The organism is Rummeliibacillus sp. GQ308, from assembly GCF_059759115.1.
Genome location: NZ_JCAXDQ010000001.1, coordinates 1 through 24964, shown reverse-complemented (window position 1 = coordinate 24964; position 24964 = coordinate 1). Strand labels below are relative to the sequence as shown.

General features: G+C 37.9%; 22 protein-coding genes, 8 tRNA genes, 2 other RNA genes, 1 pseudogene and 1 riboswitch. Of the genes and pseudogenes, 12 read left to right on the top strand and 21 right to left on the bottom strand.

Annotated features, from left to right (window positions below):
* Positions 1–21: 21 nt before the first annotated feature.
* A riboswitch (SAM riboswitch) is annotated at positions 22–133 on the bottom strand.
* 176 nt (positions 134–309) lie between these two features.
* Positions 310–1041 carry an oxygen-insensitive NADPH nitroreductase gene (nfsA, locus tag AC6CHJ_RS00165; RefSeq protein ID WP_147195638.1) on the top strand — a complete coding sequence of 244 codons (732 nt, stop codon included), beginning with the start codon at positions 310–312 and terminating at the stop codon, positions 1039–1041.
* A gap of 53 nt (positions 1042–1094) precedes the next feature.
* On the opposite strand, the gene AC6CHJ_RS00160 is transcribed toward nfsA, so the two are convergent.
* Positions 1095–2783 carry a hypothetical protein gene (locus AC6CHJ_RS00160; RefSeq protein WP_498286951.1) on the bottom strand — a complete coding sequence of 563 codons (1689 nt, stop codon included), beginning with the start codon at positions 2781–2783 and terminating at the stop codon, positions 1095–1097.
* A gap of 172 nt (positions 2784–2955) precedes the next feature.
* Between AC6CHJ_RS00160 and AC6CHJ_RS00155 the strand changes: the two genes are divergently transcribed.
* From AC6CHJ_RS00155 to AC6CHJ_RS00135, 5 genes are all read left to right on the top strand, one after another.
* Complete coding sequence (locus AC6CHJ_RS00155; protein ID WP_498286949.1) at positions 2956–4524, top strand: FAD-dependent oxidoreductase; 1569 nt, start codon at positions 2956–2958, stop codon at positions 4522–4524.
* 522 nt (positions 4525–5046) lie between these two features.
* Positions 5047–6273 carry a peptidase T gene (gene pepT / locus AC6CHJ_RS00150; protein ID WP_249775183.1) on the top strand — a complete coding sequence of 409 codons (1227 nt, stop codon included), beginning with the start codon at positions 5047–5049 and terminating at the stop codon, positions 6271–6273.
* A gap of 18 nt (positions 6274–6291) precedes the next feature.
* A complete protein-coding gene (locus tag AC6CHJ_RS00145) occupies positions 6292–7287 on the top strand; it encodes a DMT family transporter (RefSeq protein WP_498286947.1) in 996 nt (331 codons plus the stop codon).
* Positions 7288–7591: 304 nt separating this feature from the next.
* Positions 7592–8842: an Nramp family divalent metal transporter gene (locus AC6CHJ_RS00140; protein ID WP_249775959.1), complete on the top strand. Its 1251-nt coding sequence runs from the start codon at positions 7592–7594 to the stop codon at positions 8840–8842.
* A gap of 47 nt (positions 8843–8889) precedes the next feature.
* Entirely contained in the window at positions 8890–9099 is a 210-nt protein-coding gene (locus tag AC6CHJ_RS00135) for a YczO family protein (RefSeq protein ID WP_066791465.1), read from the top strand.
* Positions 9100–9141: 42 nt separating this feature from the next.
* Here the strand turns inward: AC6CHJ_RS00135 and AC6CHJ_RS00130 are convergent, their stop codons facing one another.
* Positions 9142–9822, bottom strand: a complete 681-nt coding sequence (locus AC6CHJ_RS00130) for a GNAT family N-acetyltransferase (RefSeq protein WP_184117535.1) — start codon at positions 9820–9822, stop codon at positions 9142–9144.
* Positions 9815–10945, bottom strand: a complete 1131-nt coding sequence (locus AC6CHJ_RS00125; protein WP_147195657.1) for a mandelate racemase/muconate lactonizing enzyme family protein — start codon at positions 10943–10945, stop codon at positions 9815–9817. The genes AC6CHJ_RS00130 and AC6CHJ_RS00125 overlap by 8 nt, the downstream gene beginning before the upstream one ends.
* Before the next feature lie 92 nt (positions 10946–11037).
* Here AC6CHJ_RS00125 and AC6CHJ_RS00120 point away from each other — a divergent pair, with 92 nt between their 5' ends.
* Complete coding sequence (locus AC6CHJ_RS00120; RefSeq protein WP_498286945.1) at positions 11038–12282, top strand: hypothetical protein; 1245 nt, start codon at positions 11038–11040, stop codon at positions 12280–12282.
* 41 nt (positions 12283–12323) lie between these two features.
* On the opposite strand, the gene AC6CHJ_RS00115 is transcribed toward AC6CHJ_RS00120, so the two are convergent.
* The 10 genes from AC6CHJ_RS00115 to AC6CHJ_RS00070 all read right to left on the bottom strand — a co-directional run bounded on the left by AC6CHJ_RS00115 (position 12324) and on the right by AC6CHJ_RS00070 (position 21545).
* Entirely contained in the window at positions 12324–13433 is a 1110-nt protein-coding gene (locus AC6CHJ_RS00115) for an amidohydrolase (RefSeq protein ID WP_147195661.1), read from the bottom strand.
* Positions 13434–13559: 126 nt separating this feature from the next.
* Positions 13560–13694: a hypothetical protein gene (locus AC6CHJ_RS00110; RefSeq protein ID WP_255475973.1), complete on the bottom strand. Its 135-nt coding sequence runs from the start codon at positions 13692–13694 to the stop codon at positions 13560–13562.
* A 117-nt stretch (positions 13695–13811) separates the two neighbouring features.
* Complete coding sequence (gene mprF / locus AC6CHJ_RS00105; protein WP_280524620.1) at positions 13812–16346, bottom strand: bifunctional lysylphosphatidylglycerol flippase/synthetase MprF; 2535 nt, start codon at positions 16344–16346, stop codon at positions 13812–13814.
* 153 nt (positions 16347–16499) lie between these two features.
* Entirely contained in the window at positions 16500–17270 is a 771-nt protein-coding gene (locus AC6CHJ_RS00100; RefSeq protein WP_147195665.1) for a 3D domain-containing protein, read from the bottom strand.
* A 509-nt stretch (positions 17271–17779) separates the two neighbouring features.
* A complete protein-coding gene (locus tag AC6CHJ_RS00095; RefSeq protein ID WP_392995584.1) occupies positions 17780–18019 on the bottom strand; it encodes a cupin domain-containing protein in 240 nt (79 codons plus the stop codon).
* Positions 18020–18227: 208 nt separating this feature from the next.
* Positions 18228–18596: a helix-turn-helix domain-containing protein gene (locus AC6CHJ_RS00090; protein WP_066791447.1), complete on the bottom strand. Its 369-nt coding sequence runs from the start codon at positions 18594–18596 to the stop codon at positions 18228–18230.
* 38 nt (positions 18597–18634) lie between these two features.
* Complete coding sequence (locus AC6CHJ_RS00085) at positions 18635–19123, bottom strand: PaaI family thioesterase (RefSeq protein ID WP_392995586.1); 489 nt, start codon at positions 19121–19123, stop codon at positions 18635–18637.
* Between the two features lie 196 nt (positions 19124–19319).
* Positions 19320–20441 carry a sensor histidine kinase gene (locus AC6CHJ_RS00080; RefSeq protein WP_244946669.1) on the bottom strand — a complete coding sequence of 374 codons (1122 nt, stop codon included), beginning with the start codon at positions 20439–20441 and terminating at the stop codon, positions 19320–19322.
* A 98-nt stretch (positions 20442–20539) separates the two neighbouring features.
* Positions 20540–21022, bottom strand: coding sequence for a hypothetical protein (locus tag AC6CHJ_RS00075; RefSeq protein ID WP_498286942.1), 483 nt, complete (start codon positions 21020–21022; stop codon positions 20540–20542).
* Positions 21023–21107: 85 nt separating this feature from the next.
* Positions 21108–21545: a hypothetical protein gene (locus AC6CHJ_RS00070; protein ID WP_147195674.1), complete on the bottom strand. Its 438-nt coding sequence runs from the start codon at positions 21543–21545 to the stop codon at positions 21108–21110.
* A gap of 346 nt (positions 21546–21891) precedes the next feature.
* On the opposite strand from AC6CHJ_RS00070, the gene AC6CHJ_RS00065 reads away from it, so the two are divergent.
* The 5 genes and pseudogenes from AC6CHJ_RS00065 (at position 21892) to AC6CHJ_RS00045 (ending at position 24090) form a co-directional block, all read left to right on the top strand.
* Positions 21892–22530 carry a YfbR-like 5'-deoxynucleotidase gene (locus AC6CHJ_RS00065; RefSeq protein ID WP_184117536.1) on the top strand — a complete coding sequence of 213 codons (639 nt, stop codon included), beginning with the start codon at positions 21892–21894 and terminating at the stop codon, positions 22528–22530.
* Between the two features lie 126 nt (positions 22531–22656).
* Positions 22657–22849, top strand: a non-coding RNA gene (ssrS, locus tag AC6CHJ_RS00060) — 6S RNA.
* A gap of 53 nt (positions 22850–22902) precedes the next feature.
* Positions 22903–23095: non-coding RNA, 6S RNA (ssrS, locus tag AC6CHJ_RS00055), on the top strand.
* Positions 23096–23322: 227 nt separating this feature from the next.
* Positions 23323–23652, top strand: a pseudogene (locus AC6CHJ_RS00050) (PAS domain-containing protein); the annotation flags it as partial.
* A 93-nt stretch (positions 23653–23745) separates the two neighbouring features.
* Complete coding sequence (locus tag AC6CHJ_RS00045; RefSeq protein ID WP_371859440.1) at positions 23746–24090, top strand: methyl-accepting chemotaxis protein; 345 nt, start codon at positions 23746–23748, stop codon at positions 24088–24090.
* A gap of 124 nt (positions 24091–24214) precedes the next feature.
* Here the strand turns inward: AC6CHJ_RS00045 and AC6CHJ_RS00040 are convergent.
* The 8 genes from AC6CHJ_RS00040 to AC6CHJ_RS00005 all read right to left on the bottom strand — a co-directional run bounded on the left by AC6CHJ_RS00040 (position 24215) and on the right by AC6CHJ_RS00005 (position 24950).
* Positions 24215–24286 (bottom strand) — tRNA-Glu (locus tag AC6CHJ_RS00040).
* A gap of 5 nt (positions 24287–24291) precedes the next feature.
* Positions 24292–24368: transfer RNA gene (locus tag AC6CHJ_RS00035), tRNA-Asn, on the bottom strand.
* 14 nt (positions 24369–24382) lie between these two features.
* A tRNA-Ile gene (locus AC6CHJ_RS00030) sits at positions 24383–24459 on the bottom strand.
* A 5-nt stretch (positions 24460–24464) separates the two neighbouring features.
* Positions 24465–24548 (bottom strand) — tRNA-Tyr (locus AC6CHJ_RS00025).
* A gap of 6 nt (positions 24549–24554) precedes the next feature.
* Positions 24555–24627, bottom strand: a tRNA-Thr gene (locus AC6CHJ_RS00020).
* A gap of 9 nt (positions 24628–24636) precedes the next feature.
* Positions 24637–24712 (bottom strand) — tRNA-Phe (locus tag AC6CHJ_RS00015).
* 27 nt (positions 24713–24739) lie between these two features.
* A tRNA-Asp gene (locus AC6CHJ_RS00010) sits at positions 24740–24816 on the bottom strand.
* A 41-nt stretch (positions 24817–24857) separates the two neighbouring features.
* Positions 24858–24950: transfer RNA gene (locus tag AC6CHJ_RS00005), tRNA-Ser, on the bottom strand.
* Between the last annotated feature and the right edge of the window lie 14 nt (positions 24951–24964).

Genomic DNA, 24964 nt, shown 5'->3' with positions numbered 1-24964 from the left:
AGGGTCATTAGCATTTTCCTCCCCTTATCTGTCAGATTCGCAATAAAGAATCTGTAGGAATTAGCACCATGTAAGATAACTTACTGGTTGCCGGGCATCGCAGGGCCTTTCCCTCCGCCACTCTTGATAAAGGTAATTTATTCTGTTCCATCTTGTTGTTGTAAGTATAGGTATTGCATTTTAAAAAGTCAATACTATTTTTTGATATTTCTAAATATTACATACAAGCGGATTCGTTTCGCTAGTCATTTCCTACAATTTCTCCTATAGTTAATTAGAGAAATCCACAAAATAGGAGTTGTTCTACAGATGGTTAAAGATTTATTGCGTAGCCATTCATCAGTTCGAAAATATACAGGTGAAGAGATACCAAAAGAGGTTGTACGAGATTTAATTGAAACAGCACAAATGGCTGCTACCTCACATTTCATCCAAGCATACAGTGTCATCTGGGTAACTGATGCCGACAAAAAGAAAAAATTAGGCGAGCTCTCTAACAATGAGTTCCAATTCAAAACAGCAGGTGCTTCTTTCTTATTCTGCGTTGACTTCAAGCGTTTGGAGGCTGCCGGCAAAAAGCAAGGTGTAGAAATTGTGGCTGATTCTGCTGAAAATCTTCTTGCAGGCGTAGCCGACGTAGCGCTATTTGCACAAAACTTTGTTATTGCCGCTGAATCAGAAGGATACGGCATTTGTTATATTGGCGGTGCACGCAATAACCCAGCTGATATCAGTGAATTATTCAATCTGCCTGAACACGTTTTTCCTATGTTCGCCATGACGATCGGAAAACCGACGAAAAGAAATGAAACAAAACCAAGACTTCCACTGGATGCCGTGCTACATGAAAATAGTTATGATGAAGAAAAATACGATACATTACTTGATGAATATGATGCGACATTAGAAGAATACTACCAACACCGTTCATCGAATCAAAAAATGTCGAATTGGACAAAACAAATGGCTGATTTCTTAGTTGAACAGCGTCGTCCATTTATCAAAGACTTCCTTGCATCCAAAGGATTTACTTGGAAATAGAAAAATGCTCTATAAGGTTTTTGGCTTTTGCCTGCCTTATAGAGCTTTTTTAATTATTTATCTTCGATTCCCTCTATAACCATTTCTTTTACTGGTAAAAAGACTTCGCTTGAATTCACATATTTCAGCTTCACCGTGTCGCCTTCTTTCAGATAGACTGCGAGAGGAGCCACTTCTGAACTCACAATATAATTTTCTTTATTATCTAGCAAGAAGGAAACAGTTGTGAAATCCCCATTCTTTTCCTTATAAACGCGGACTACTTTTCCTTGAGTTTCTTTTTCTTCTGCTGCAGATGTTCCTTTTAACGAACTGTTGCCAATTCGGGAGATAATGGTTTTATATTGCCGTAGTGCTTCATTGGGTGTTGCTGCAGATACTGAAAGTTCAGGCCTTGCTGCAGACACAATCGAGTAATTTTGTAGGAAGCCATTGGAATCTAATACTGGCACAAGCCAGCTAGCTTCACCGTAAAAATTGTAGATAATCGGCATAGAAGCACGCCATTTTTTCTCGATGAATTTTTTCTCAATGATTTGAATAGCACCCTGCGAATCCATATAGGATTCTTCTTTATTGCCTGTATAGTACGTTGCATGACCTGTACGCGCGTCTGTTAAAGAGTAGCCAAGCATAGAATCTACGCCTTTTTTCGGACTTCTAAAATCAGTGAAATAAAACATTGTTCCATTCTCATCAAAGACAGGGCTGACATTCGCTTCTGTCCCTTCATCTGATGGCAATTTCACATCTTTCTTGCCGACTAGACTATTCCAAAAACCATGCACATATTTGCCGAAATATTCATTTTGTCGGCTTACTGCTTCGGGAGAGATCGCTCCGTCAATAAAGGCAGGTATTTTATCTAATGTATACGTTTTAGAAGCGCCTGTTTTTACATCTACCATAACAATGCCCTTTGGATCAAAGCCATTACGCGCAGAAATGAATTTTCCATACGTTCTGATATAATACGGCTTGCCGTCATCGTCTACTTCCAATTGTGGATCGCCATAAAAAATTTCTTTTGGATTAGCAAGTCTCATATGGCGTTTGACATTATTGTTAAAATAGCCAGAAGCTGTATAAACCATTTCTGATTTAACGAACTTTGGATTGTTAGATGAATCGGTTGCACTCATGATGAGATACCCTGGCGAAACTTTCCCCTTCATCCATTTGAAAAAGTCAGAAAACTCAACGGGTGCAATATAAACATATTCGCCCGCTACTTTTTGGATCTGCAATTCTCCTAATTCATAATAGCTAGGATTTGGCACTTGGCTGAAGGCCTTCTTCATCTTATTTCGTGCGAATTTTGGTGGAACACTTGCAGGCGTTTTCGTGTCATCAAACGCTTTCATTTCCACTTTGTGATCCATCTCCGCCGACTCAAATTTTTGATTGGCGTTAAAAACGGGAGCAGCTAAAAGATAACCAAAATAAATTAAACTAGCAAAAGCGATTAAACCTTTTATTTTACGTTCCATTCCTGTAGATAATAAAAGACCAATGATAGCAAGAACTAAAATAACAGGCCATATTATAGACCAATTTTGATCTATTTTAGTTACATAGAAGACAATGCACGAAATTAATGTTCCTACAATAAAAATAAATAAGCCAAATTTTAATTTAAACGATGTTTTACGATCGCCCTCTGCTGTCTTACTTGCAAGCGGCGTTACCAAAACCATTGCGATCAAACCGATCAACGCTGACATCGTAAGAGTTAGTGTCATGTATTACTCATCCTTTCTTATCCTATAAATACGGTTGGAGTGAATGAAAGTTTCAAAGAATTTATATGCTTGAGGATATGGAGTTCCAGCATCATTAAATAGTTCAACTAGATTGGTATAATTATCCTCCAATTCGGGAATTCTTTTAAAAAAGGTAATTGGAGGATAAATAATGCCAGAAAAATATGGAAAGCTTCCAGAAAACACTCAATCTTATTGGATAGACTCTGTAAAGTTGCCCACATTTCCGCGTTTAGAAGAAGACATTAATGTTGATGTCGTTATAGTAGGTGGTGGTATCGCCGGGCTTACTTCTGCTTTTCTATTAGTTAACGAAGGTTTAAAGGTTGCTATAATCGAGGCAGACCATGTGCTCAATGGAACCACAGGGAATACAACTGCAAAAATCTCAGCTCAGCATGGTTTAATTTATGATGAATTTATCAGGAATATCGGTGAGAATAAGGCAAAGCTTTATTATGAAGCAAATGCAGAAGCACTGCATTTCATCGAAAATACAATTAGTGAGCATCGCATTGATTGTGATTTCTCTAAACAGGATGCCTACGTTTATGCGGTCACGGAAGAATATGCAATGAAAGTAAAGAAAGAAGCTGAGGCTTATGAAAAGCTTGGCATCAATGGCGAATTGGTGAATAGCATTCCTTTTAATATCGATATACAGAACGGGATTGTAATGAAAGACCAGGCACAATTTCATCCATTAAAGTACTTGGCACATCTTCTACAACACATTACAGAAAAAGGCGGCCAAATCTTTGAAAATACAACAGCTGTCAACATAGAGACAAAGGAACAGCCAAAGGTTTTAACCCGCGAGAATCATAGCATTACAGCTAAACATGTGCTTATTTGCACCCACTTCCCTTTTTATGAGGGCATGGGACTCTACTCAGCAAGAATGCATGCAAGTAGCTCGTATGTACTTGCTACAAAAGTAAAGAACAAGTATCCGGGCGGTATGTATATTAGCGCTGAGATGCCATCACGTTCTCTGCGCTCAGCAACCATTAACAAAGAGGAATACGTGCTTGTTCTTGGTGAGGACCATAAAACCGGTCAAGGCGGGGACATACTAGAACGCTACAAAGCATTAGAAGACTTTACGGAACATGCTCTTGGGCTTGAAAGTATCGCCTACCGATGGACTGCTCAGGACTTAATAACACTAGATAAGTTGCCTTATATCGGTAATCTCACAAGCAATGATCCTAATATATTAATTGCCACAGGTTTTAGAAAGTGGGGAATGACGAACGGAACAGCTGCTGCCCTTCTATTCCGTGATGTCATTGTAAATAAAGGAAGTAAGTATCAGGACTTATATTCACCATCACGGTTTTATGCAAATCCAAGCTTAAAAAATCTCTTAGCTCAAAATGTGAATGTTGCTGGGCAGTTTATGAAAGGGAAATTTGGCATAACTACTAAATCGTTAGAAGATATAAAGAAAAATGAAGGCGGCGTTATCACGATCAACGGCCAAAGAAAAGGCGCTTATAGGGATACAGAAGGAGAATTGCATATTGTTGATACAACCTGTACTCACTTAGGATGCGAGGTTGAATGGAACAACGGCCAACGATCTTGGGATTGCCCTTGCCATGGTTCCAGATTCACTTATACCGGCGAAGTAATTGAAGGGCCAGCTGAAAAACCATTGTCACGTGATGACCATACCTTTTTTGATAACTTCACCTCGAAGAATTCAGGTTACTAAAAGAAAAAATCGCAAACTACGAGTTTTATCTTCACACGAAATTTGTGAATTAAAAATGCAAGGGATAGCTGTTTGCTATCCCTTTTCCGTTTCATTATCGATATCCCTCAACACATTCTTTTGCCATGTATAAAATGAAATTGAAAAGGTGCTAACAAACAAAATCAAAAAAGTAATTCCTAAAGCTGTGGGAACAAAATTAAAAGCTTTGATAGCATTATTAGAAATTGACCATTCCATCACACCAGGTGGCCTAGAAAAAAACTCGGCAACCCTTCTCCATTAGCCCCTATTATGATAAATAAAAAACCTAATAATAAAAATCCAACTGGTATACCATATAATGCAATATGTTCATGAATCTATTTGTTAATTATTGTAACCTTCTATTAAGCTTATATAAAGTTAGTATAGCTAACTATTTCAATTATTTTCTCTCTCCTCTTTTCTGAAAATATTTCGCACAACTAAAGAAAGTGTTAGAATTATAGCAATGCTTAAAATTTAAGGAGGATTCACACAATGAAAGAAACAGTTATTGAGCGATTGATTCGCTATGCCAAAATTGATACACAATCAAACGAAGAAAGCCCAACTACACCATCTACTGAAAAACAGTGGGATTTACTTCGTGTATTAGAAAGCGAATTAAAGGAAATCGGTATGGAAGAAGTATCAGTGGATGAGTTTGGCTACTTGTTTGCTACATTGCCTGCCAACACAGAAAAAGAAATTCCCACCATCGGATTTTTAGCACATGTGGACACAGCGACAGATTATACAGGTACGAATGTGAATCCGCAACGTCATGACAACTATGATGGCGGCGATATTCAATTAAATGAAAAGGTTGTCCTTTCACCAAAAAATTCACCTGAGCTATCAAACTATGTTGGCCAAACATTAATTACAACAGACGGCACTACATTACTTGGTGCTGATGACAAAGCTGGTATTGTCGAAATCATGACAGCTATGGAATATCTCATTCAACATCCGGAAATCAAACATGGCAAGATCCGTGTCGGCTTTACACCTGACGAGGAAATTGGCCGTGGCCCGCATAAGTTTGACGTAGAACGCTTCAATGCGACTTACGCTTATACAATGGACGGCGGCCCATTAGGCGAGCTTCAATATGAAAGCTTCAATGCAGCAGGCGTTAAAGTTAAAACACGCGGTACAAGTGTACACCCAGGTTCAGCTAAAGATAAAATGGTCAACGCGATTACTATGGCGATTAAATTCCAAGAATTGATGCCAAAAGAGGCTGTTCCTGAAAAAACAGAGGATCGTGAAGGCTTTATTCATTTAATGCGTTTTGATGGAGATGTAGAAAATACTACTCTTTCATATATTATTCGAGACCATGACCGCGAAGCATTTGAAATGAAGAAAGCTTCTATGAAAGACGCGGAGAAGAAAATCCAAGCAGAATACGGCGAAGAAGCTATTACCGTAGAAATGAATGATCAATACTACAATATGGCAGAAAAAATCTTGCCTGTAAAAGAGATTGTAGATATCGCAGAGAAAGCAATGAAAAACTTGGACATCAAGCCATTAATCTCCCCTGTCCGTGGTGGTACTGATGGTTCTCAGTTATCATACATGGGACTCCCAACACCTAATATCTTTGCAGGTGGAGAAAATATGCACGGTAAATTTGAATATGTATCTGCAGAAACTATGGTCAAAGCAACAAATGTCATTATCGAGATTGTCCAATTATTTGAACAAAAAGCATAATTGAAAAGAGGTGGAGAGATGAAAGAAATAGCACTTGGTATTTTGGCTTCTTTATTTTTTGCCGTGACCTTTATATTAAATCATTCGATGGAATTAGAAGGCGGGAGTTTTCTGTGGAGTTCGTCTTTGCGCTATTTCTTCATGCTCCCTTTTCTCTTGATCATCGTGTCTGCTCGCAAAGGCATGCCCGTTCTTACGAAAGAAATGAAAGCAAAGCCCTTGCCATGGTTAGGCTGGAGCTTTGTCGGCTTTGTCCTTTTTTATGCTCCGCTTACATTCGCTGCGGCATATGGGCCAGGGTGGCTTGTGTCCGGTACATGGCAGTTTACAATCATAGCAGGGGTGCTGCTTGCGCCATTCTTTGTGAATTATATTGACGGGCGTCCCATACGTCAAAAGGTCCCCGTCACTTCACTTCTTATCTCAAGCATTATCGTGATAGGCATTATTTTAATTCAAATACCTAGTAGTCAAAATGTCTCTACATCACAGTTATTGTTGAGCATACTCCCGGTTATCGTTGCGGCATTTGCCTATCCACTTGGCAACCGTAAGATGATGGATCTTTGCCAGGGAAGACTAGATACGTTCCAACGTGTGCTGGGAATGACGATCGCTTCTATGCCCGCTTGGATTGTGATGGCCGTCTATGCACTATTTACAGTTGGCCTTCCATCTATGAGCCAATTGATTCAGTCATTGATTGTCGGCATCAGCTCAGGGGTTATTGCGACTGTGCTATTTTTTATTGCGACTGACCGCGTTCATCATGATCAAGGCAAGCTAGCGGCTGTCGAAGCTACTCAATCAACAGAGATTATATTCGTCATCATTGGAGAAATTTTGCTCTTAGGTATTCCGCTCCCCACCCCACTTGCGCTGTTTGGGATAATCGCCATTATCATTGGTATGTCACTGCATAGCTACTATACGATGCTATTAAAGAAAAAAGAAAATATTCTAGTACAGGCGGCAAATGCTAAACATGAGCAAAAACCAAAATTAAGAGCGTAATAGACTCAAGCCCAAAGGAAACAGGATTCCTTTGGGCTTTTTTATTGGTAACATGACAATGTTTATAATAATCAACAAGTGGCAATTGAATATTGTTTAGTGACCATTCAAAAAAATTCTATGAATCCAGGTAAATGCCTACACAGATTAAATGGAATCTTTCTAAAATAGAAAAGAATCCAGGCTTTACTTTTCATTAAATGTAAGGTACACTTTACACTATAAAATTTGCCTTAGGGAAACTTTATTTCTACAACAACAATTTTAAGTGAAGGGGAAAAATATGAGAAATAGAAAAACAAAAATGGCTTTCCCGACCGCCGATGATGTATTAAATGGCAAATCCCATGGCATCAGAAATATTTTGCCTTTTCTAGGGCCTGCTTTTATAGCGGCTGTCGCCTATATTGACCCAGGCAACTTCGCTACGAATATTACCGCAGGATCTGAATATGGCTATCTTCTTTTATGGGTCATTGCTTTTTCAAATCTAATGGCTGTCTTAATTCAATCTCTCTCAGCTAAATTAGGAATTGCTACAGGGAAAAACTTGCCGGAAATTGCACGGGAAAAATTTAAAAAATCTACTTCTATACTGTTATGGATTCAAGCTGAGCTTGTTATTATGGCTACTGACTTAGCAGAATTTATCGGGGCTGCGCTTGGCTTATATTTATTATTTGATATACCTATGTTGCCAGCTGCACTTATTACAGCAGTAGGTTCATTCGCCATCCTTGAATTACAACGACGCGGCGTAAGAGCTTTTGAAGCAGGTGTTTCAGCGATGGTCATGATGGTTGTATTGGCATTTGCCTTTCAAACATTCCTTGCCCATCCAAGTGGAGGAGCGTTAGCAGCAGGATTCATTCCTAAGTTTGACGGAGTTAATTCGATTCTTCTGGCTACTGGCATACTAGGCGCTACTGTTATGCCACATGCTATTTATTTACATTCGTCTCTAACACAGCATCGCGTGGTTGGAAAAGATGATGAACAAAAACGAAAGATCTTTAAATTTGAATTCATTGATATTGTGATCGCTATGATTATTGCCGGGGCAATTAATATGAGTATGCTTATCATTGCAGCAGCCGTATTCCATACTAAAGGAATGAATGTTGAAGACTTGGATGTAGCCTTCAACTCGCTCCATGACATGCTTGGGCCAACAGCTGCCATTTCATTCGGCTTAGGTTTATTAATCGCAGGGCTCGCTAGCTCCTCCGTCGGTACACTCTCTGGAGACGTGGTAATGCAAGGCTTTATTAAGAAGCATATACCAATTTATCTAAGACGCTTTATTACGATGTTGCCGCCATTATTAATTATTGGGTTCGGCGCAAACGCCACCAAGGCTTTAGTATGGAGCCAGGTTATCTTGTCCTTTGGTATTGCATTCGCACTTATACCACTCATTAAGTTCACAAGTGATAAAAAAATAATGGGTGGCCTTGTAAATCATAAAATCACTACTTTTATCGGTTGGATCGTTGCAGCCATTGTCGTATTATTAAACCTTTATCTACTTTATGAAACATTCATGGGTGCATAATAATATGCAACGCACACACACTAACCTACAAAAGGTAGGTGTGAGCAATGAAAAAGGATTCGTTACCTGAAAACAAAAAAATATTTGTTGATCTTCCCTATAAAGATCGGCCAGACATGCTGGATTCCGAGAACATTAGTATCTATGATTTGCATGAAGATATGCAGACAGTTGATCCTATTCCAGCAGAATCACAAGCACTTGAGTTAAAAGAAGAAGAGCTTGATGACAAATACAATGGATCCTGGACATCCTGAGAATAGAAGAGCAAGCAGAGAATAGTTCTCCGCTTGCTTTTTTTACTTTCTATAGACAACAATCCACTGACCGTCTCTTTGAAGCATATGTGTTCCAATAAATCCTGCCTTAATTAACCGCTGTTGTCCTAAAGTATCTGTCATCGCCGTTTCCTGTTCTTGAGTAAAGCTCGGAACATTTTCTTTTAGGTTTTTTAAAAAAATGTAGCGCAGTTTGCCACCGTACTTTTCCTTCAATCCAGCCACATGGAATCCCTGCGAGAATTTATCTTTTAAGCTAGGGATATTGAGAGGTTTGACTGTTGCACATACATAATCGTAAAGGCTTAAATCAATTTGATCCATAATAATAGACGCCATTTTCTTTTGTAGACCTAATCCACGATAGCGAGGTGAGACATTAGAAATTTCCTGATAAAGCACACGTGAAAGCTGTTCTTGTGGGATACCACAGTCTAGTCCTAAATGTTCCTCATCAACCTCCGGCAAAAGCACAGCACGAAAAGCGATTAATTCATCAGCAATAAAAATACCGATCATGAGGCCATTTCCGTTAAAAATGTGGATAATCTCTTCTTCGCTTAGTGGTTGCAGAGAATCACGATCTGTTAAGGCTCCAATTACTTCTTCTTGCAAAGCCATGATTGCCGGCAAATGGTCAGCAGTTAAAATGCTTGCATGATACACATTCCCGCCAATCGTTCCTTTTGCAATATCATTCATTGCCCTCTTCCTTTCCATCGACACTACATGAAAATTGGCAGAGCTCTTTGATGATGCTTTCATCTACATCTACACCTAAACCGCTTTTTTCATTTAAGGAAATGAATGGCACGTCATAGTGCAGGTTACCGATATCCTTTGAAAACTTAAGCGGACCTGTCAATTCCACGCTTTTAAAGACTTTCTTCGAAAAAGCAACATGGAAGCCAGCCGCAGAACCGACCGAAGATTCAACCATGGAGCCAATTTGGCACTCAATCCCCGCCATTTCTGCCATATGGGCAAGCTTCATAGCTGGATAGATGCCTCCACATTTCATCAACTTGATATTCACTTTGTCTGCTGCGCGTTTAGCTATAATTTCACGCATTTCTTTCATTCCATGCAAACCTTCATCAATCATCAAGGGAACATCGCTTTTTGCTTTTACCTCGACCATGGCATCTATATCATCTGCATCGACCGGTTGTTCAAGCCAATCTAAATTCATCTTGCGAAGCGCTCGTAATCCTTTAAGTGTTGTGGCCGCATTATGCCAGCCTTGGTTGACATCGACACGAATATCAATAGCATCGCCTACTCGCTCGCGAACCGCTTTAATGCGCTCTACATCCTTCATCACTTCCGTACCGACCTTCATTTTGAAGGAATGATAGCCCATTTCTACGCGTTCTGCTGCTTCTTGTGCCATTTTCTCAGGCGAGCCGATACTTAAAACGTGAGTGATAGGAAACTTCTCATGATAGCGTCCACCAATAAGTTGATAAACAGGCACTTGCAGTTTTTTTCCTGCAATATCAAAGCAAGCAATATCAATGGCAGCTTTAGCAGCAGGTGCAAGATATACCGTCTTGTCCATAAGATCATGGATCTTTTCAAAGCAAAGCGGATCTTGGCCTATGACAGCTGGTGCTAATTGATGTTTCAACATCATATAGGCACCTTCCCATGTTTCACCTGTTACATGCTCATCTGGCACTGCTTCTCCGTAACCGACAATCCCTTCATCAGTTGTGATTTTAGTGATAATGGATGGCATTGTATCGTATGTATCATAGCTGATAACAAATGGCTCGATTAACGGTAAATGTATAGCATAAATATCTATTTTCGTGATTTTCATTTTTTTCTCCCTTTCCCTTTACATTTATTTGACTCCTTGATATATTGTCGTTAAACTGTCGCTAAATAGGCAAAAAGAAAGGAACCGGTACAATGCCCATTAAAATTGCTGTGATTTGTTCCTCTGCCTTTCGTGAAAGGTTAGAATCGATTGCTCAAGAAGTATCTAATATCCAATTAGAATTTTACATCTATCAGGCGCCAAATGAAACACCCAATCTAATGAAACAAGTTAAACCTTGTGATGCCTTATTATTATCAGGCACTCTTCCTTACTTATATGCTAAACCATTGCTGCATGACTGGCCTATTCCCTGGACGTATTTAAAACAGGATGAAGCAGCTATTTCAACATCTCTTCTCTCTGTTCTGTCTAACTATAGGGTACCCATTTCTGATATTTCTATTGATGTCATGAATGCAAAAGATGTCCGCCATGTGTTAAATGATATTCATTATTCTGGCGAACCGCCTTTTATACAGGAAATTGAGCTGGAATCATCATTTGAACAAATTAAAGAAGCACATCAACAATTATGGCATAAAGGAAAAGCAAAATTCATTATTACAAGTATACATCAAATATATGATGATCTAGTTTCAGCAGGTATACCAGCCATCCGTATGCAGGATCCGAACAGTACAATCATCCAACATTTGAAACAAACCAAGTCACTTTCCAAAATGCTGAAATCTGAATCAGCAAAAGCTGTAGTGGGCATTATGGCATTCAAAGAGCAAGAAAAGGAAAATCAATTGCTCTTACAGCAAATCACATCTACTATTCATGCTACATACCAAAAGATTGATGACTATCATTTCGAAGTATTTACAACGTATGGACATCTTTACAACGCTCTTCAGTACAGCTTGCTTGAACAGGCATTCCATTCAAGCTCAACTACAGCAAAGCTTACCTTTGGCTATGGAACATCTATTCGAGAAGCAAAGCAAAATGCTAGGCAAGCACTACAATTTGCAGAGCATAATACCATACTAATCATGAATGAGGAAAAGGAACTTATTCAATATCCTCATCCTGAAATGATAAAGCTAGCACTCAAGACAAAGGATCCTTATGTGCTCCAAATGGCGAAAGAAACAAAGCTAAGTCCGCAAAACATTTCAAAAATCATGGCCTTCAGTACATCTAGGAAGTCCCTTCAGTTCACAGCACAGGATTTGACGGATTACCTGCAGGTCACACGAAGAACAACGGAAAGGATTTTAAAAAAGCTAGTGGACCATGGCTATGCTGTCGTGGTAGGTGAAGAAATGCTATATCAGCAAGGGAGACCGCGTGCTGTTTATGAACTTAATTTTTCTACGTATTCCTAATAAGATTAGACCGGTTTGGCATAATGTCAAACCGGTCTTTTTTATAAGTTAATGCTCTGAGTTTTTTTCTCTAATACAGTTGCGAGCACCTTCGCCCCGTCGAATAGAGCTTTATGATTAAACGACATGTGTGGATGGTGTAAACCTGGTGCAAGGTCAGCACCAATACCAATCATGGTTGCCTTTAATTCTGGTTTTTTAATCGTATAAAAGTGGAAATCATCACTGCCAGGTGTAATGACATGTGGTGCCAAATGTTCTGTACCCAATGCTTCGACAATTGCTGCTTCCGCCATATCTGCAGCTTCGTTAGACACTTCTGCGCCTGGCGTGAAGTCAATCCATTTCCAATTCAACGAAATGTTGAATTGCTTAGCTAAGCTAGCCAATCCATGCTCTACTTTTTCTTGGATTTCTTCCAGCACCGTATTCTTTTGTGCTCGAATATCCATTGAAAAACTTGCTGAACCAGGAATGATATTTATACTTCCGCCATCTGCTATCATTTTCGTCAGCTTTACAGAATGAGGTTCAAATGGCGATATGTAAATATTTTTTGCCATTTGATGAATCGCCATAATTACATCAATTGCATTATTTCCTTGATGTGGGCGAGCACCATGTGCATCAACCCCTCTTATTTCGCCTTCTAAAAAGATTGCAGAGCCATGGTGAATTGCAGGTGATGCCATACCTAATGCTAATTCTTCGATTGGGCGCAAATGTACGCCGAAGAGATGTGACACATCATCTACTGCGCCATGTTCATAAGCAGCAACCGCTCCGTTTCCCTGTTCTTCAGCAGGCTGGAAGATAAAACGTACTTTGTGCTGTAACGGGGCATCTTTTAAATGCAACAATGCACCGAGCACCATTGAGATATTGGCATCATGGCCGCAAGAGTGGTTTGCTCTCCATTCACCATCTACCTCTTGCCACAGTGCATCAATATCTGCACGTACTGCCACTACTTCGTCTCCTTCGCCTATCTCAGCTACAAGCCCAGGAATATCCTTAAATTCCCGGTAAGGGATATGTAATTCATCTAAAATACTACTAATTTTTCGGGTAGTTCCATGTTCCTTCCAACTCACCTCTGGATGTTCATGAAAGTAATGAAACCATTCTAAAATTTGTTCATCAATTGCCATTTATCCATCACCTCGTTTTTTCATCATACTGCATTAGCCAATGTTTTCAAAGCCATTATCCTTTTCGGATTAGATTACAAATAAAAAAACAGCCATAGATTTGGCTGCGTAGGCATGTTGTATTGATTATAATTCGCTGAAAAAACCTGCAGGAAACTGTGTTAGTTCTTCAAGAGGAATCATTTCTTCGTTTGTAGTACTTTCCATTGTCTCTTCCTTTTCTTCGTCTAATAAATACGTTTCAAATCTAGATGGGTTCATCTGTACACTCCTTATTTTAGTTGAATTTTCTGATTTTTTATATCTTACAATAGATACAATTTATAATCAAGTATTTAAAATAAGAAAATAAGAAAAAAGAGAACATAGCGCAAAATGCTATGTTCTCTTTCTTGATTGCTTCACTTCGGTTACTTGCATTCTCATATTTGAAAAATTATTATCACCTATCAACATCATGATTTGCAGAATAGTAAAAGGCAATGATGTCTTTTTGCGATAGGCAACATATTTAGTTTCCCACTCGTTAATATATGTCTCTTTAATACGCTGGATGGCAGGAGAACTATAATAGCCCTCACCTTCAACAACAATGCGCGTTGCGATTTTTTCGCTTATACCGGCAAATCGTGAAATTCCTACATGTGAAAGAGGTGTCATCCCCACATTTATACGCTTAAATTCTTGTTGTTCACTTGCCAGAAAGATATTTAAAAATAAGTAGTCTAAAATATGCTCAGGCAAAAAGTCTTTTTTAAAACGTATTAAGTCGATTGTAACTGTCTGCTCTTGGTCATAAAGCGGAATTAAATTTGCGAAGGCTACAATTTCATGTTGATTTCTTTTTACAACAGCAACCGGCGTATATTGGAGATACGATTCATTGAAATAGCCTAGCGAAAAGCCTTTTTCTTTACGATTATTTAACCATTCATCTGATATTTGGCGAAGCTGCTTCAGTTCATCCTCTGAATGAGGTGGAGGCCATATTTCAAAATGGCACCCCTTCTTCTTAAATGTGTCTTCTATCTTCCGCAACCCATTTGAGTCGGGTAATGGCGTTTTTAAATCAATATACCCTTCATCCCCGAACTTAAAGAAAAGATAGCCAAAACCATGCAAGTAAGGGACGAATGAATCACTTACTTCATAAAAAATGGGCGTATAACCATACCGGTCAGCAAACGTGATAAATTCTTCAATGGCTTCTCTGAAATCTGCTTTCTCTCCAACTAAATCGCCCAGCACAACTAGTTTATTTGCGACTACCTGATAAGGAAAGAGGACCGTCTTTTTCGAATTCCAATAGACATACTTATCATGCAAGAAAATAAGATGCGATAACTCTTTTCCTCCATATTTATTCAAATGGATAAAGATTTCTTCTTCATATTCGCGCGAAGATATTTTTTTAAACTGCGTTAATTTGCGCAATGACACTTCGCAGACTACTACAATAAGTACAACAATCAAACCCATAAAAGCACTTTTCCATAAATCGCTAGAATCTGTGATAAAAAATGGTTGTAGCTTTTGCGGCATTGAATATTTTATCGTTGGATATGCGAATAATCCAATAACAATATAAAGCAGTAAAATAGCCAAAATAATGAAAGTATTTAATATGCTTCTACCCCACGTTACAATGTAGCTCTCTCGATAGAAGCGGCCCCGTGACAAAAACAAAAGCCCAGCTACAAACAACATAAATAAGGCCTGCTTATACTGGATACCTTTCACAATAAAAAGTGCTGAAGCGAATAACAATACAAACACTGTCATGCGATATGAATTTTTGTCTTTATACGATATGCCGTTTGATAATGCCAGCAGCACAAAGCCTGTCGCCACCGCCAATTGGTGAGAAATATTGACTATTGGAAAAGACATTAGCTCCTTTGCATAGCGAATGCTTTCTATAGCTCTCGGCGCTACAGAAGATACCAGCAAAATAAGGCCAGCTAGGAATACAAACGCTGTGGCAAGTATATGGCTGGTTTTTTCAAGGAAAAACCTTGGAATGGCATTAAAGCTCACATTGAACTTTCCCCACAACTCTCGTACAAAGAGTAACAGCCCTGCCAAAAAAGGAATAACATAATAGCCTACTCGATAAAAGAGCAATAGGATTAGAATCGATTCTTCCGGTATTTGAAGAGCTTGGGCTCCCCATATAAAAACCAAATCAAATGAACCTAGCCCACCAGGAATCATACTGACAATGCCGGCACATGACGCAACAACAAAGATAGGAATAACAGATTCTATACTGATTGGTATTTTTAAAAGATGGATAAGCACGACAATAAAAGTAAAAGCACCGAGCCACTCTAAGGTTGAAACGCAAACCAGTAATACATCAGATAGTACGTGCTTTTTGGTTGTCTTCTTTGAAAGTAACTGTATGATAGCTTTAATAATGAGAAAAGGTAAATATAAACCAATTAAACCTGCTGCAAAAACAACGATTTTATGCTCTTTGAAAAGAGGAAAATCCCAGTAGAATAAAGGCAATATCCAAGTAAACAGGGAAAGGCCCGCCAAATAAAAGAGCGTGACCGAGGCAATCGTTTTAAAGAAAGAGGTGTTGTCAACTTCTTTCTTCTTGAAATAATGCGTACGCAGCAAAACGCCGACTAACCCACCAAATCCTATTAAATTCGAAAATGAATTAATAATTAGTGACTCTTTCATTAATTTTCGTAATGGTCTATTCAATTTTAACTTTTTAACAATAAAGTAATCATAAAAGAACATAGGAAAAACGAGCACTAGAGATAACAAGGCAGTAAAAGCAACTGTTCGAATATCTAAATTTTCTATTTGAACAGCTATTTCATGGCGATCTACATTCCCTATAATTTTAGCGATCTCATGAATGGCAAAAACCATTAATAATATTGGCAAAACCACTTTAACCCATTGGAGAAGTTTAGTCTTATTAATTTTGATCTACACCCATCCGTTTTTTGATACCCCTATTGTAAACCATCTAAAAAAAAAACGCTCATAATGCGGGTTGCATTACGAACGTTTTCTTTGATTACCTATTGTTGAATTTGAATACTAATTCAATACTTTTATTGTTACTGTACGTACGCCCCAGCTATTCGCTTGGCTATTGTTTGGCATTAATAGGTCAATTTTGTGTCCCTTAATTGCGCCACCTGTATCGGCTGCAATAGCTGTACCATATCCTTCAACCCACACTTTTGAACCAAGCGGAATGACACTTGGGTCAACTGCGATTAGTTTCATATGTGGATTTGCTTTTACATTAACGCCTGTGGCAGTTACACCAGAACAACCAGCACAATTAGGTGTATATGCTGTTGCTGTCACAGTCATTGTTTTACCTGATGATGGTTGTGTAGCTGGTTGTTGTTGGGCAGCAGGTTTTGCTGGAGCTGCTGCAACAGGGTTAGCTGCTTTTGGTTCTACTTGTTGTGTAGAGGCAGCTTCTACTTTTGCTTTTTCTCCAGTTAATGCAAGAGTTTGTCCCACATAAATAGTATCTCCGGCAAGTCCATTAATTGCTTTTAAATCTCCAACAGAAACACCTTTTTCAGTTGCGATTTTATATAATGTGTCGCCTTTTTTTATTTTATATGACTTTTCTTCATTCTTACCAGTATTTAATTTTTGTTTTGGAACAATAATATCAGAAGATAGATTGTTCAACTTTTTTAGATCCTTTACGGATACGTCTTCATCTTGTGAGATGCTCCAAAGTGTATCTCCTTTTTCCACTTTGTAACTAGCAGCTGACGCTTGAGTAGTTAAAGCTGCAGTTCCTAATGCGAATACACCTGCTAGTGCAATTAAATATTTTTTCATCGTTCAAAAACGACCTCCTTTGTACTAACACGAATAACTTTACCACGCCCATATGTCATAACTATTGCTAAAAGATGTTGGCGCTGTAACAATCGTGTTACATTCTTTCCCAATTATCTGACTATTTATACATGAACAATTTAATTTTTTTAAAATTATACGTCGAATAGTTGGCATGTATAGGATGAAAGATCATGGAAAAAAGAGGGTTAAAATACTGTTAATTCAACTTATAAAAATGAAGGAACAGATAAAAACATAGAAAAAATATAAAATATTATTTGAAATTGGGTTAAAATGAGGCAAAATTGATGAAAAACGAAGCATTTTACGCTGAAATATTACAAAGAAAGTCGAAGAATACATCCTTTTATATTTAAGGTGAAGTATTAATTTCTATAAATATCCAATAAACTACCCTTTTTCTTTTAAAATACAAAAGAAAAAGGAGTGGTAACTGCCACCCCTTCTTTACTCCCGCTCTTTTAAAATACTCGTCAGCTATCCTTCTATAGAGCTATTAATGATGAAATGTCTAATGCTTCACACTCTATCACGATAGCCGTTAATCCTGTTTCGGTTTTGGTTTCGTGCCATTCTCCCTTATTCCAAAAGACAGCATCTCCACTATTAACCCTTATCTCTTCCTCTGAATTCCCCCGAACAACACCTTCACCGTTTACAACTAAAAATAACTGAGGTACAACAGCTTGATGATATCCAATCTTACCATTCTTCTCAAGATACATACACACAATTTGAGATAAGCTCTGGGTTTATGCAACACATGACAGAATAAAATCTGAGTCGAATTTTGTGTTTTTTTTACCAATATCTTTTCTGAACTGGTATATTTCCATTCAAGCCCTCTAGAAATAGTTATATAAGAAGAAAGTTCTTTAATAGAAGATTCACAGGGACATAACTTAAACACAGCATTTTTAGAGTAAGATCAAGTTATAGTGTTACTTCTTTTTGCATAGCCTTTAACTCAGCTAGTGTATAGAGTTCCCACAGATCTTTTTTATCTAGCTCATGCAGCAATATATTCAAATCATTTAAAATGACGTTCCTCTTTTTAGGAAATGGCTTATCTGCTTTAGGTGCATGTTCCTCAAGCATATTTAACAACAATTCATCTGCTGATACTTGCAATATATTGCTCAGCTTCACAATCCAGCTTGCGGAAGGTACACTTTCACCCATCTCCCAGCTTTTAATACGGCTTGCAGATGTGCCGATTGCTTTTCCTAACGACAGCATGGAGTACCCATTATGAATACGCAATTCTTTTAATTTTTCTCCGAAGTCTTGTGGATTAAACATTTTTCTCTTCCCCTCTATTATGAAGTTTTCTTTTTATATTAATCTTTATCTTTTATAAAAGTATCTGGCATTACGACTGCTACTACTTCTCCGTTCGCCACATGTTGGTCGCCTGCGTGAATTTGGGTTTTCACCCTGAATTTTTTCGGATGGATTTCTTCCACTTCTGAAGTTGCCTTTAAGGTAATACCTTGAGGTGTGGGTTTGAAATAATCAACATGCAAAGAAGCTGTGACAAAACGAGGCGCTTCGACACCGTCGCCCGGTTGATGGCCTTTTTTTCGATGCAACGCTAATGATGCCGAACCAGTGCCATGGCAGTCCACAAATGAAGCTAAAAAACCCCCGTACACAAAGCCTGGTAAAGCTGTATACTTTTTATCCGGAAGAACAGAAGAAACCGTTTGGTCACCCTCCCAATATGTCTTTACATGAATTCCTTCATTATTATTACGTCCGCATCCATAGCACCAAGCAAAGTCATCTGGGTAATCATCTTGTATCGCTCTTTGATTTTCTTGATTCATTTCCACCCAACCCCTTTATATTTTTTAATTTTCTTACTATTTACAATTCGACATTAAAACAATATATCCTTTTCTTTTTCATGAATTTTATCTTTAAAAAGAAAATTTTTAATGTTTTTGACTAGTTGAATAAATAAAACTCACATTTCAGTCATATGTATGTTAAATAGCTCAAGTATCTCATGTGATACTTGAGCTATTCTGTTGGCGGCCTAACAATAGGCACAGTGATTTTTATAAATGTACCATCATTATCTTTGACCTCTAACTCGCCATTCACAAACTCCACACGTTCCTTTAAACCGTTTAACCCATTACCTGTATTTCTCTTTACACCTTTTTTAATGCCAATTCCATTATCTTTTACAACCAACTCAATCATATCTGAAGTTTGACTAATAGCGACTGAGCACTCTGTTGCTTGACTATGTCGTACAATATTATTTACTGCTTCCTTCAGACACATGCTTAACGAATTGCTTAACATCGTTGGTATAGCATCAAACTGAGGATTACCTTCCACTTTTAGTCTAATATCCGCAGCTTTTAAGATTTGCTGGACGTGTTGCATTTCCTCCTGCAGTTTTACATTTTTCATGTTGGAGACCATTTCACGAACCTCTTTCAATGCAATAGAGGATGTTTGACGTATATCATTCAATTCCTGAATCGCCGCATTGGGATCCTTTTGCACTAAACGTACAGCCAAATCGCTTTTCAAACCAATCATAGATAGTTTTTGTCCTAATGTATCATGCAGGTCTCTTGCAATCCGCTGCCTCTCTTCATATATACTCAACTCAGAAATCCTAGCATTAGCCGTCTGTAGCGCACCTTGGAGCCTCTTGCTTTTACTTTCGCTATATAAATAGAAGGGACCCATTATTGCACTAAACAAGATAACGACAATAAGAGGAAGTTCTTGAATGAATACATCTGTTTCTATAAAGAAGCCGCCAATAACAGAGCCTACCGTCAACGCAATATGCAAACCATACATGATATAAAATCCTACCGTATGATGAATTTTGCCGATTGAAAACGCCGTGAAGAATGCAAAATAGATATATCCAAATAAAACGGTCATTACCGCATTAATGGCCATGCCAAAAGCTATCCACAAATAAAGAAGTCCATTCGTCGCAGTATAGGCAAACCGAAAACAGATAAGATATAAAAGTAGAATAGCAATTGCAATAGAGCTTTCTAGCTTTTGTGATGTATCAAAAATCATATAGAATGGAATAAAACAAAGGCAGAGCCACGCCAATCCGCTAAGAATTGGATTTTTAGGGAAAACACTATACCACTTTGTCACAGGAACACTCCTTGTCTTAAACTCCTTCTATTATAACATTTACTCATATGGATTATTTCTTGGGCAATTATTTATCTTACAATGCATCTACTAAGCATTTACTTTTTCTGAATACGTTCAAGCAATTTTTGTGTATTAGACGATTGCTCGAATACTTTTTGCTGTTCTGCCCAATAAATAATATATTCTTCATCATTCGCATGGAATATAAAAGAATTCATTTCTTTGCTAACTTTATTATTATCTAAAAGATGAAGGATCTCCACCTTGTATAGTTCTTTGCCTTTTGCTTTATAAATAATAGTATAATCCGGTTTTTCAGCAAATTGATTTCGATTTTCTTTTTTGAGGTTTTCAATATGGCTTAAAGGGTATTGCTCTTTGAATTGGTTTGCTTCAGACTTTGTGGTCCAAATGATTTTACCTTTGTTAGGATCTTTTACTTCTATTTCATTAACATATTGCTGTTTATTAATAATTTCATTGATGCGCTCCTTCTGTCCTTTTTCTTTATATGCTGTCCATCCGAAGAAGATCAGAATAACAGCAAGCAGGATCAGAGCGATTCTCATTAATCTCATATTTTTCACCTATTTTCATTAATCTCACATTATAGAAGTAGGATTATTAGTAATTCTTCTATTGATTCATCGAGCCATCGATGAATCACCATAAAACAGGTTTTGTCACCATGAACCATAGCATTAAGGTTAATAGAATTACGTAGATCCATGTAGCTCTTTTTAGCTTACCAACAAATTGTTGTTGGTCATATTCTGGAGTATTAAATGTGCGCATTGTCGGTTTGAATGCTTTCGCTAGAAAAAAGAGCGATACAACCAAAAGTCCAATTGTAGCGGCTATAAATGGCGTTGCAATCGAATAACCACTACGCCAGAGCAAGTATATTCCTGATATGATTAAAACATGGCCCGCATGCTTAACGACACGAATGGCTATCTGGAACGTTGCTACATAGGCAACCATTTCTTCATGTATTAGAGCAGTCTTCATTTTCTTAAGCATAGGTAAAAGGACAAAGAATGGGCCGATTGATAATATTGCACTTAATACATGGATAAAAACGCCAGTTGAATACAGCATATCTTCTGCTTCCTTTTCTATCTATTTATTACTTTTACCTTAATAGAAATTGACTAGACATGCAATCAACAAAAAGGTGAAACTTCTTTATTGTAATAGTTTTCAAATGGATAAATATGAGTTCATTCATAATGAAATATATGAATAACAGCGAATATGTAAATACAAAATAAAGATCTGTTTACGTTTCCGTAAATAACCGGATAACTTTTATTTTTCCGACTATAATAAGGGTGAAACTACAAAATTTTTCTCTGATGTGCTTTATTGCACTGATTGTTGTAAACCCTGATACGCATTTTTATGTTCACATTTTTTCAGCAAGGCATATACTATTTTCAAGGAAGTGATTAATATAGGCATTCATAGATTTTTTACAAGTTTAACGGATTTAGAAAGAATTATTCGGTGTCCAGGACGTTTTAAGTTTGAAGAGCATAACGTGGCAGCACATTCCTGGAAAGTATCCCAATACGCCATGTTTTTCGGTACCCTAGAGGAAATGGAGGGGGCTACAGTTGATTGGAAGTCACTTTATGAAAAAACGATTAACCATGACTTTGCGGAAGTCTTCATTGGTGATATTAAGACCCCTGTCAAACACGCATCACCAGAATTAAAACAGATGATTTCACATGTAGAAGAAAAAATGATGGAAAAATTCATTCTTCACGAAATCCCTGAGGAATTCCAAGAAATATTCTTTGATCGCATGAAAGAAGGAAAAGATTCAACGCTTGAAGGACTATTGCTAGAATTTGCGGATAAGCTCGATCTCTTCTATGAAGCTTTCTCTGAGTTGAAAAGAGGAAACACCGATAAGGAATTTGTCAGCATGTATGAGGAAGCATTAACAAAGTTATTGAAAATTCCTCTTCCTACATGTGTAAAGTACTTTAAAAATGTCATCTTGGCAGACGTAGTTTCTGAGAAGACGCCAATCGATATTACTACGCTTACCCAACATGTTCTTTCTGAAGCTTAGGCCTGAATCATAGGCATATGCTTTTTTATTTTCTTCTATACAATGAAGAAAAATAAGATTTATTTTCCCAAAAATTTCATAGGTGTTCTCTCTTGCAGATTGCCTTCAAGGGGAGTATTATATGAATACAAGCTGCGTTGTACGTAATAATATGAAGTTTTAACCTTTAAGCTGTAATAGGGAGTTTTAATTGAGTACGGACTGGTATGCCGCATCCATTTTGAAGTGGACGAACATGAAATGCTCTGCGAACACCCACTTTGAGGAGTGGTGGTTTAAAACTTTCGATATTTAAAATTACGGCAAAGGCGGCTTATTAATTACTCAAGCTTTCTTTCTTGAATTCAAATTTAATTAGTAGTAATATATCAATACAAGCTACATTGTACGTAATAATATGAAGTTTTAACCTTTAAGCTGTAATAGGGAGTTTTAATTGAGTACGGACTGGTATGCCGCATCCATTTTGATGTGGACGAACATGAAATGCTCTGCGAACACCCACTTTGAGGAGTGGTGGTTTAAAACTTTCGATATTTAAAATTACGGCAAAAGTGGCTTACCTATTGAATTTCCAGCATCCCTTTTATAAGGGATGCTTTTTTATTGGTTCTTTAATTATTATTACCTTTTTCTACAAAGAAATATATATCAAAGGAATTAGTCTAATGGTATAATTACACTTAATTCTTTTTAAAATAGGAAAAAGGAAATACATATAATGAGAGGAAAAAGAACATTAAAACTAACCTTATAACAGGCAGCTCTCAAATATTAAATGAGGAATTTGTATTGTTGGCGCTTGAAAAAAATTTAGCAATGGTGGAATTTAACCTGAATCGAGAAGTCATCTGGGCAAATGAAAACTTTGCAAACACACTGAATTATACAGCTAATGAAATGTTAAACATGAAACACGAACAATTCTGTACACATGAATTTTCAAGCAGCAAAGAATACATTGTATTATGGGAAAATCTAAAGCAAGGTGTTCGATTTCAAGAAAAAATTGAACGTATTAATAAATATGGAAAAACTGTATGGCTTGAAGCTACCTATATTCCTGTCCTAAACAAGGCCGTTGAAATAGAAGGTATCTTAAAGATTGCAACTGATATTACAGAACGGGAAAATAAAACTATCTCTACCACCCGCCAATTAAAAGAGATTCCAACTAACTTAGTAAAAGCTGTTACGGAAAACACTGAATCCAAGATGGATGCTTTGCAATCACTAACTAAACAGACTCAATTAATAAGTGAAGTATCTCAATTAATGAGAAGCATAGCCACGAAAACAAACATATTAGCATTAAATGCAGCCATTGAAGCTGCACGTGCAGGAGACCAAGGAAAGGGTTTTAGTATTGTGGCAGAAGAGGTACGCAAGCTAGCGAATAATGTAGCAGAATTTATAAATCAAGTTAATATGAATGTGGATCATATTAGAATTGAAACAAAACAGGTAAACAATATCACAAAAGATTTGCAACATATCATTCTAGATGCAGAGCTTCAATTTAAAAAAGTTTTAATAGAATTGGAAGCACTAAACAAGTAAATGAGCACTTCACTATAGAACTACGATAACACGTATATAAAGCCCGCCTAGGATTAAGGAATACCTTATGCTTAAAAAGTGCAAAATAAAAACTCTTGGAAATTTTCCAAGAGTTTTTTTATTATGACCCCTACGGGATTCGAACCCGTGTTACCGCCGTGAAAGGGCGGTGTCTTAACCGCTTGACCAAGGGGCCTTCTATGGCTCCGAAGGCAGGACTCGAACCTGCGACCCTCTGATTAACAGTCAGATGCTGCTACCAACTGAGCTACTTCGGAATCACATAATGTAATGGTGGGCCTAAATGGACTCGAACCATCGACCTCACGCTTATCAGGCGTGCGCTCTAACCAGCTGAGCTATAGGCCCATATATGGTGGAGGGGGGCAGATTCGAACTGCCGAACCCGAAGGAGCGGATTTACAGTCCGCCGCGTTTAGCCTCTTCGCTACCCCTCCAAAAAATGCCGGCGAAAGGAGTCGAACCCTCGACCTACTGATTACAAGTCAGTTGCTCTACCAACTGAGCTACACCGGCGTATTGTTATGGTGGGTCGGGACAGAATCGAACTGCCGACACTTAGAGCTTCAATCTAATGCTCTACCAACTGAGCTACCGACCCATAACAAATAATTATTCATTTAAAAAGTGGCGGTCCGGACGGGACTCGAACCCGCGACCTCCTGCGTGACAGGCAGGCATTCTAACCAGCTGAACTACCGGACCATATAATTTTTTATTTTCTATGTATCAATGAAAATTTAAAATGGAGGAGGAAGAGGGATTCGAACCCCCGCGCGGTTTGACCCGCCTGTCGGTTTTCAAGACCGATCCCTTCAGCCAGACTTGGGTATTCCTCCGATATTATTGAAAA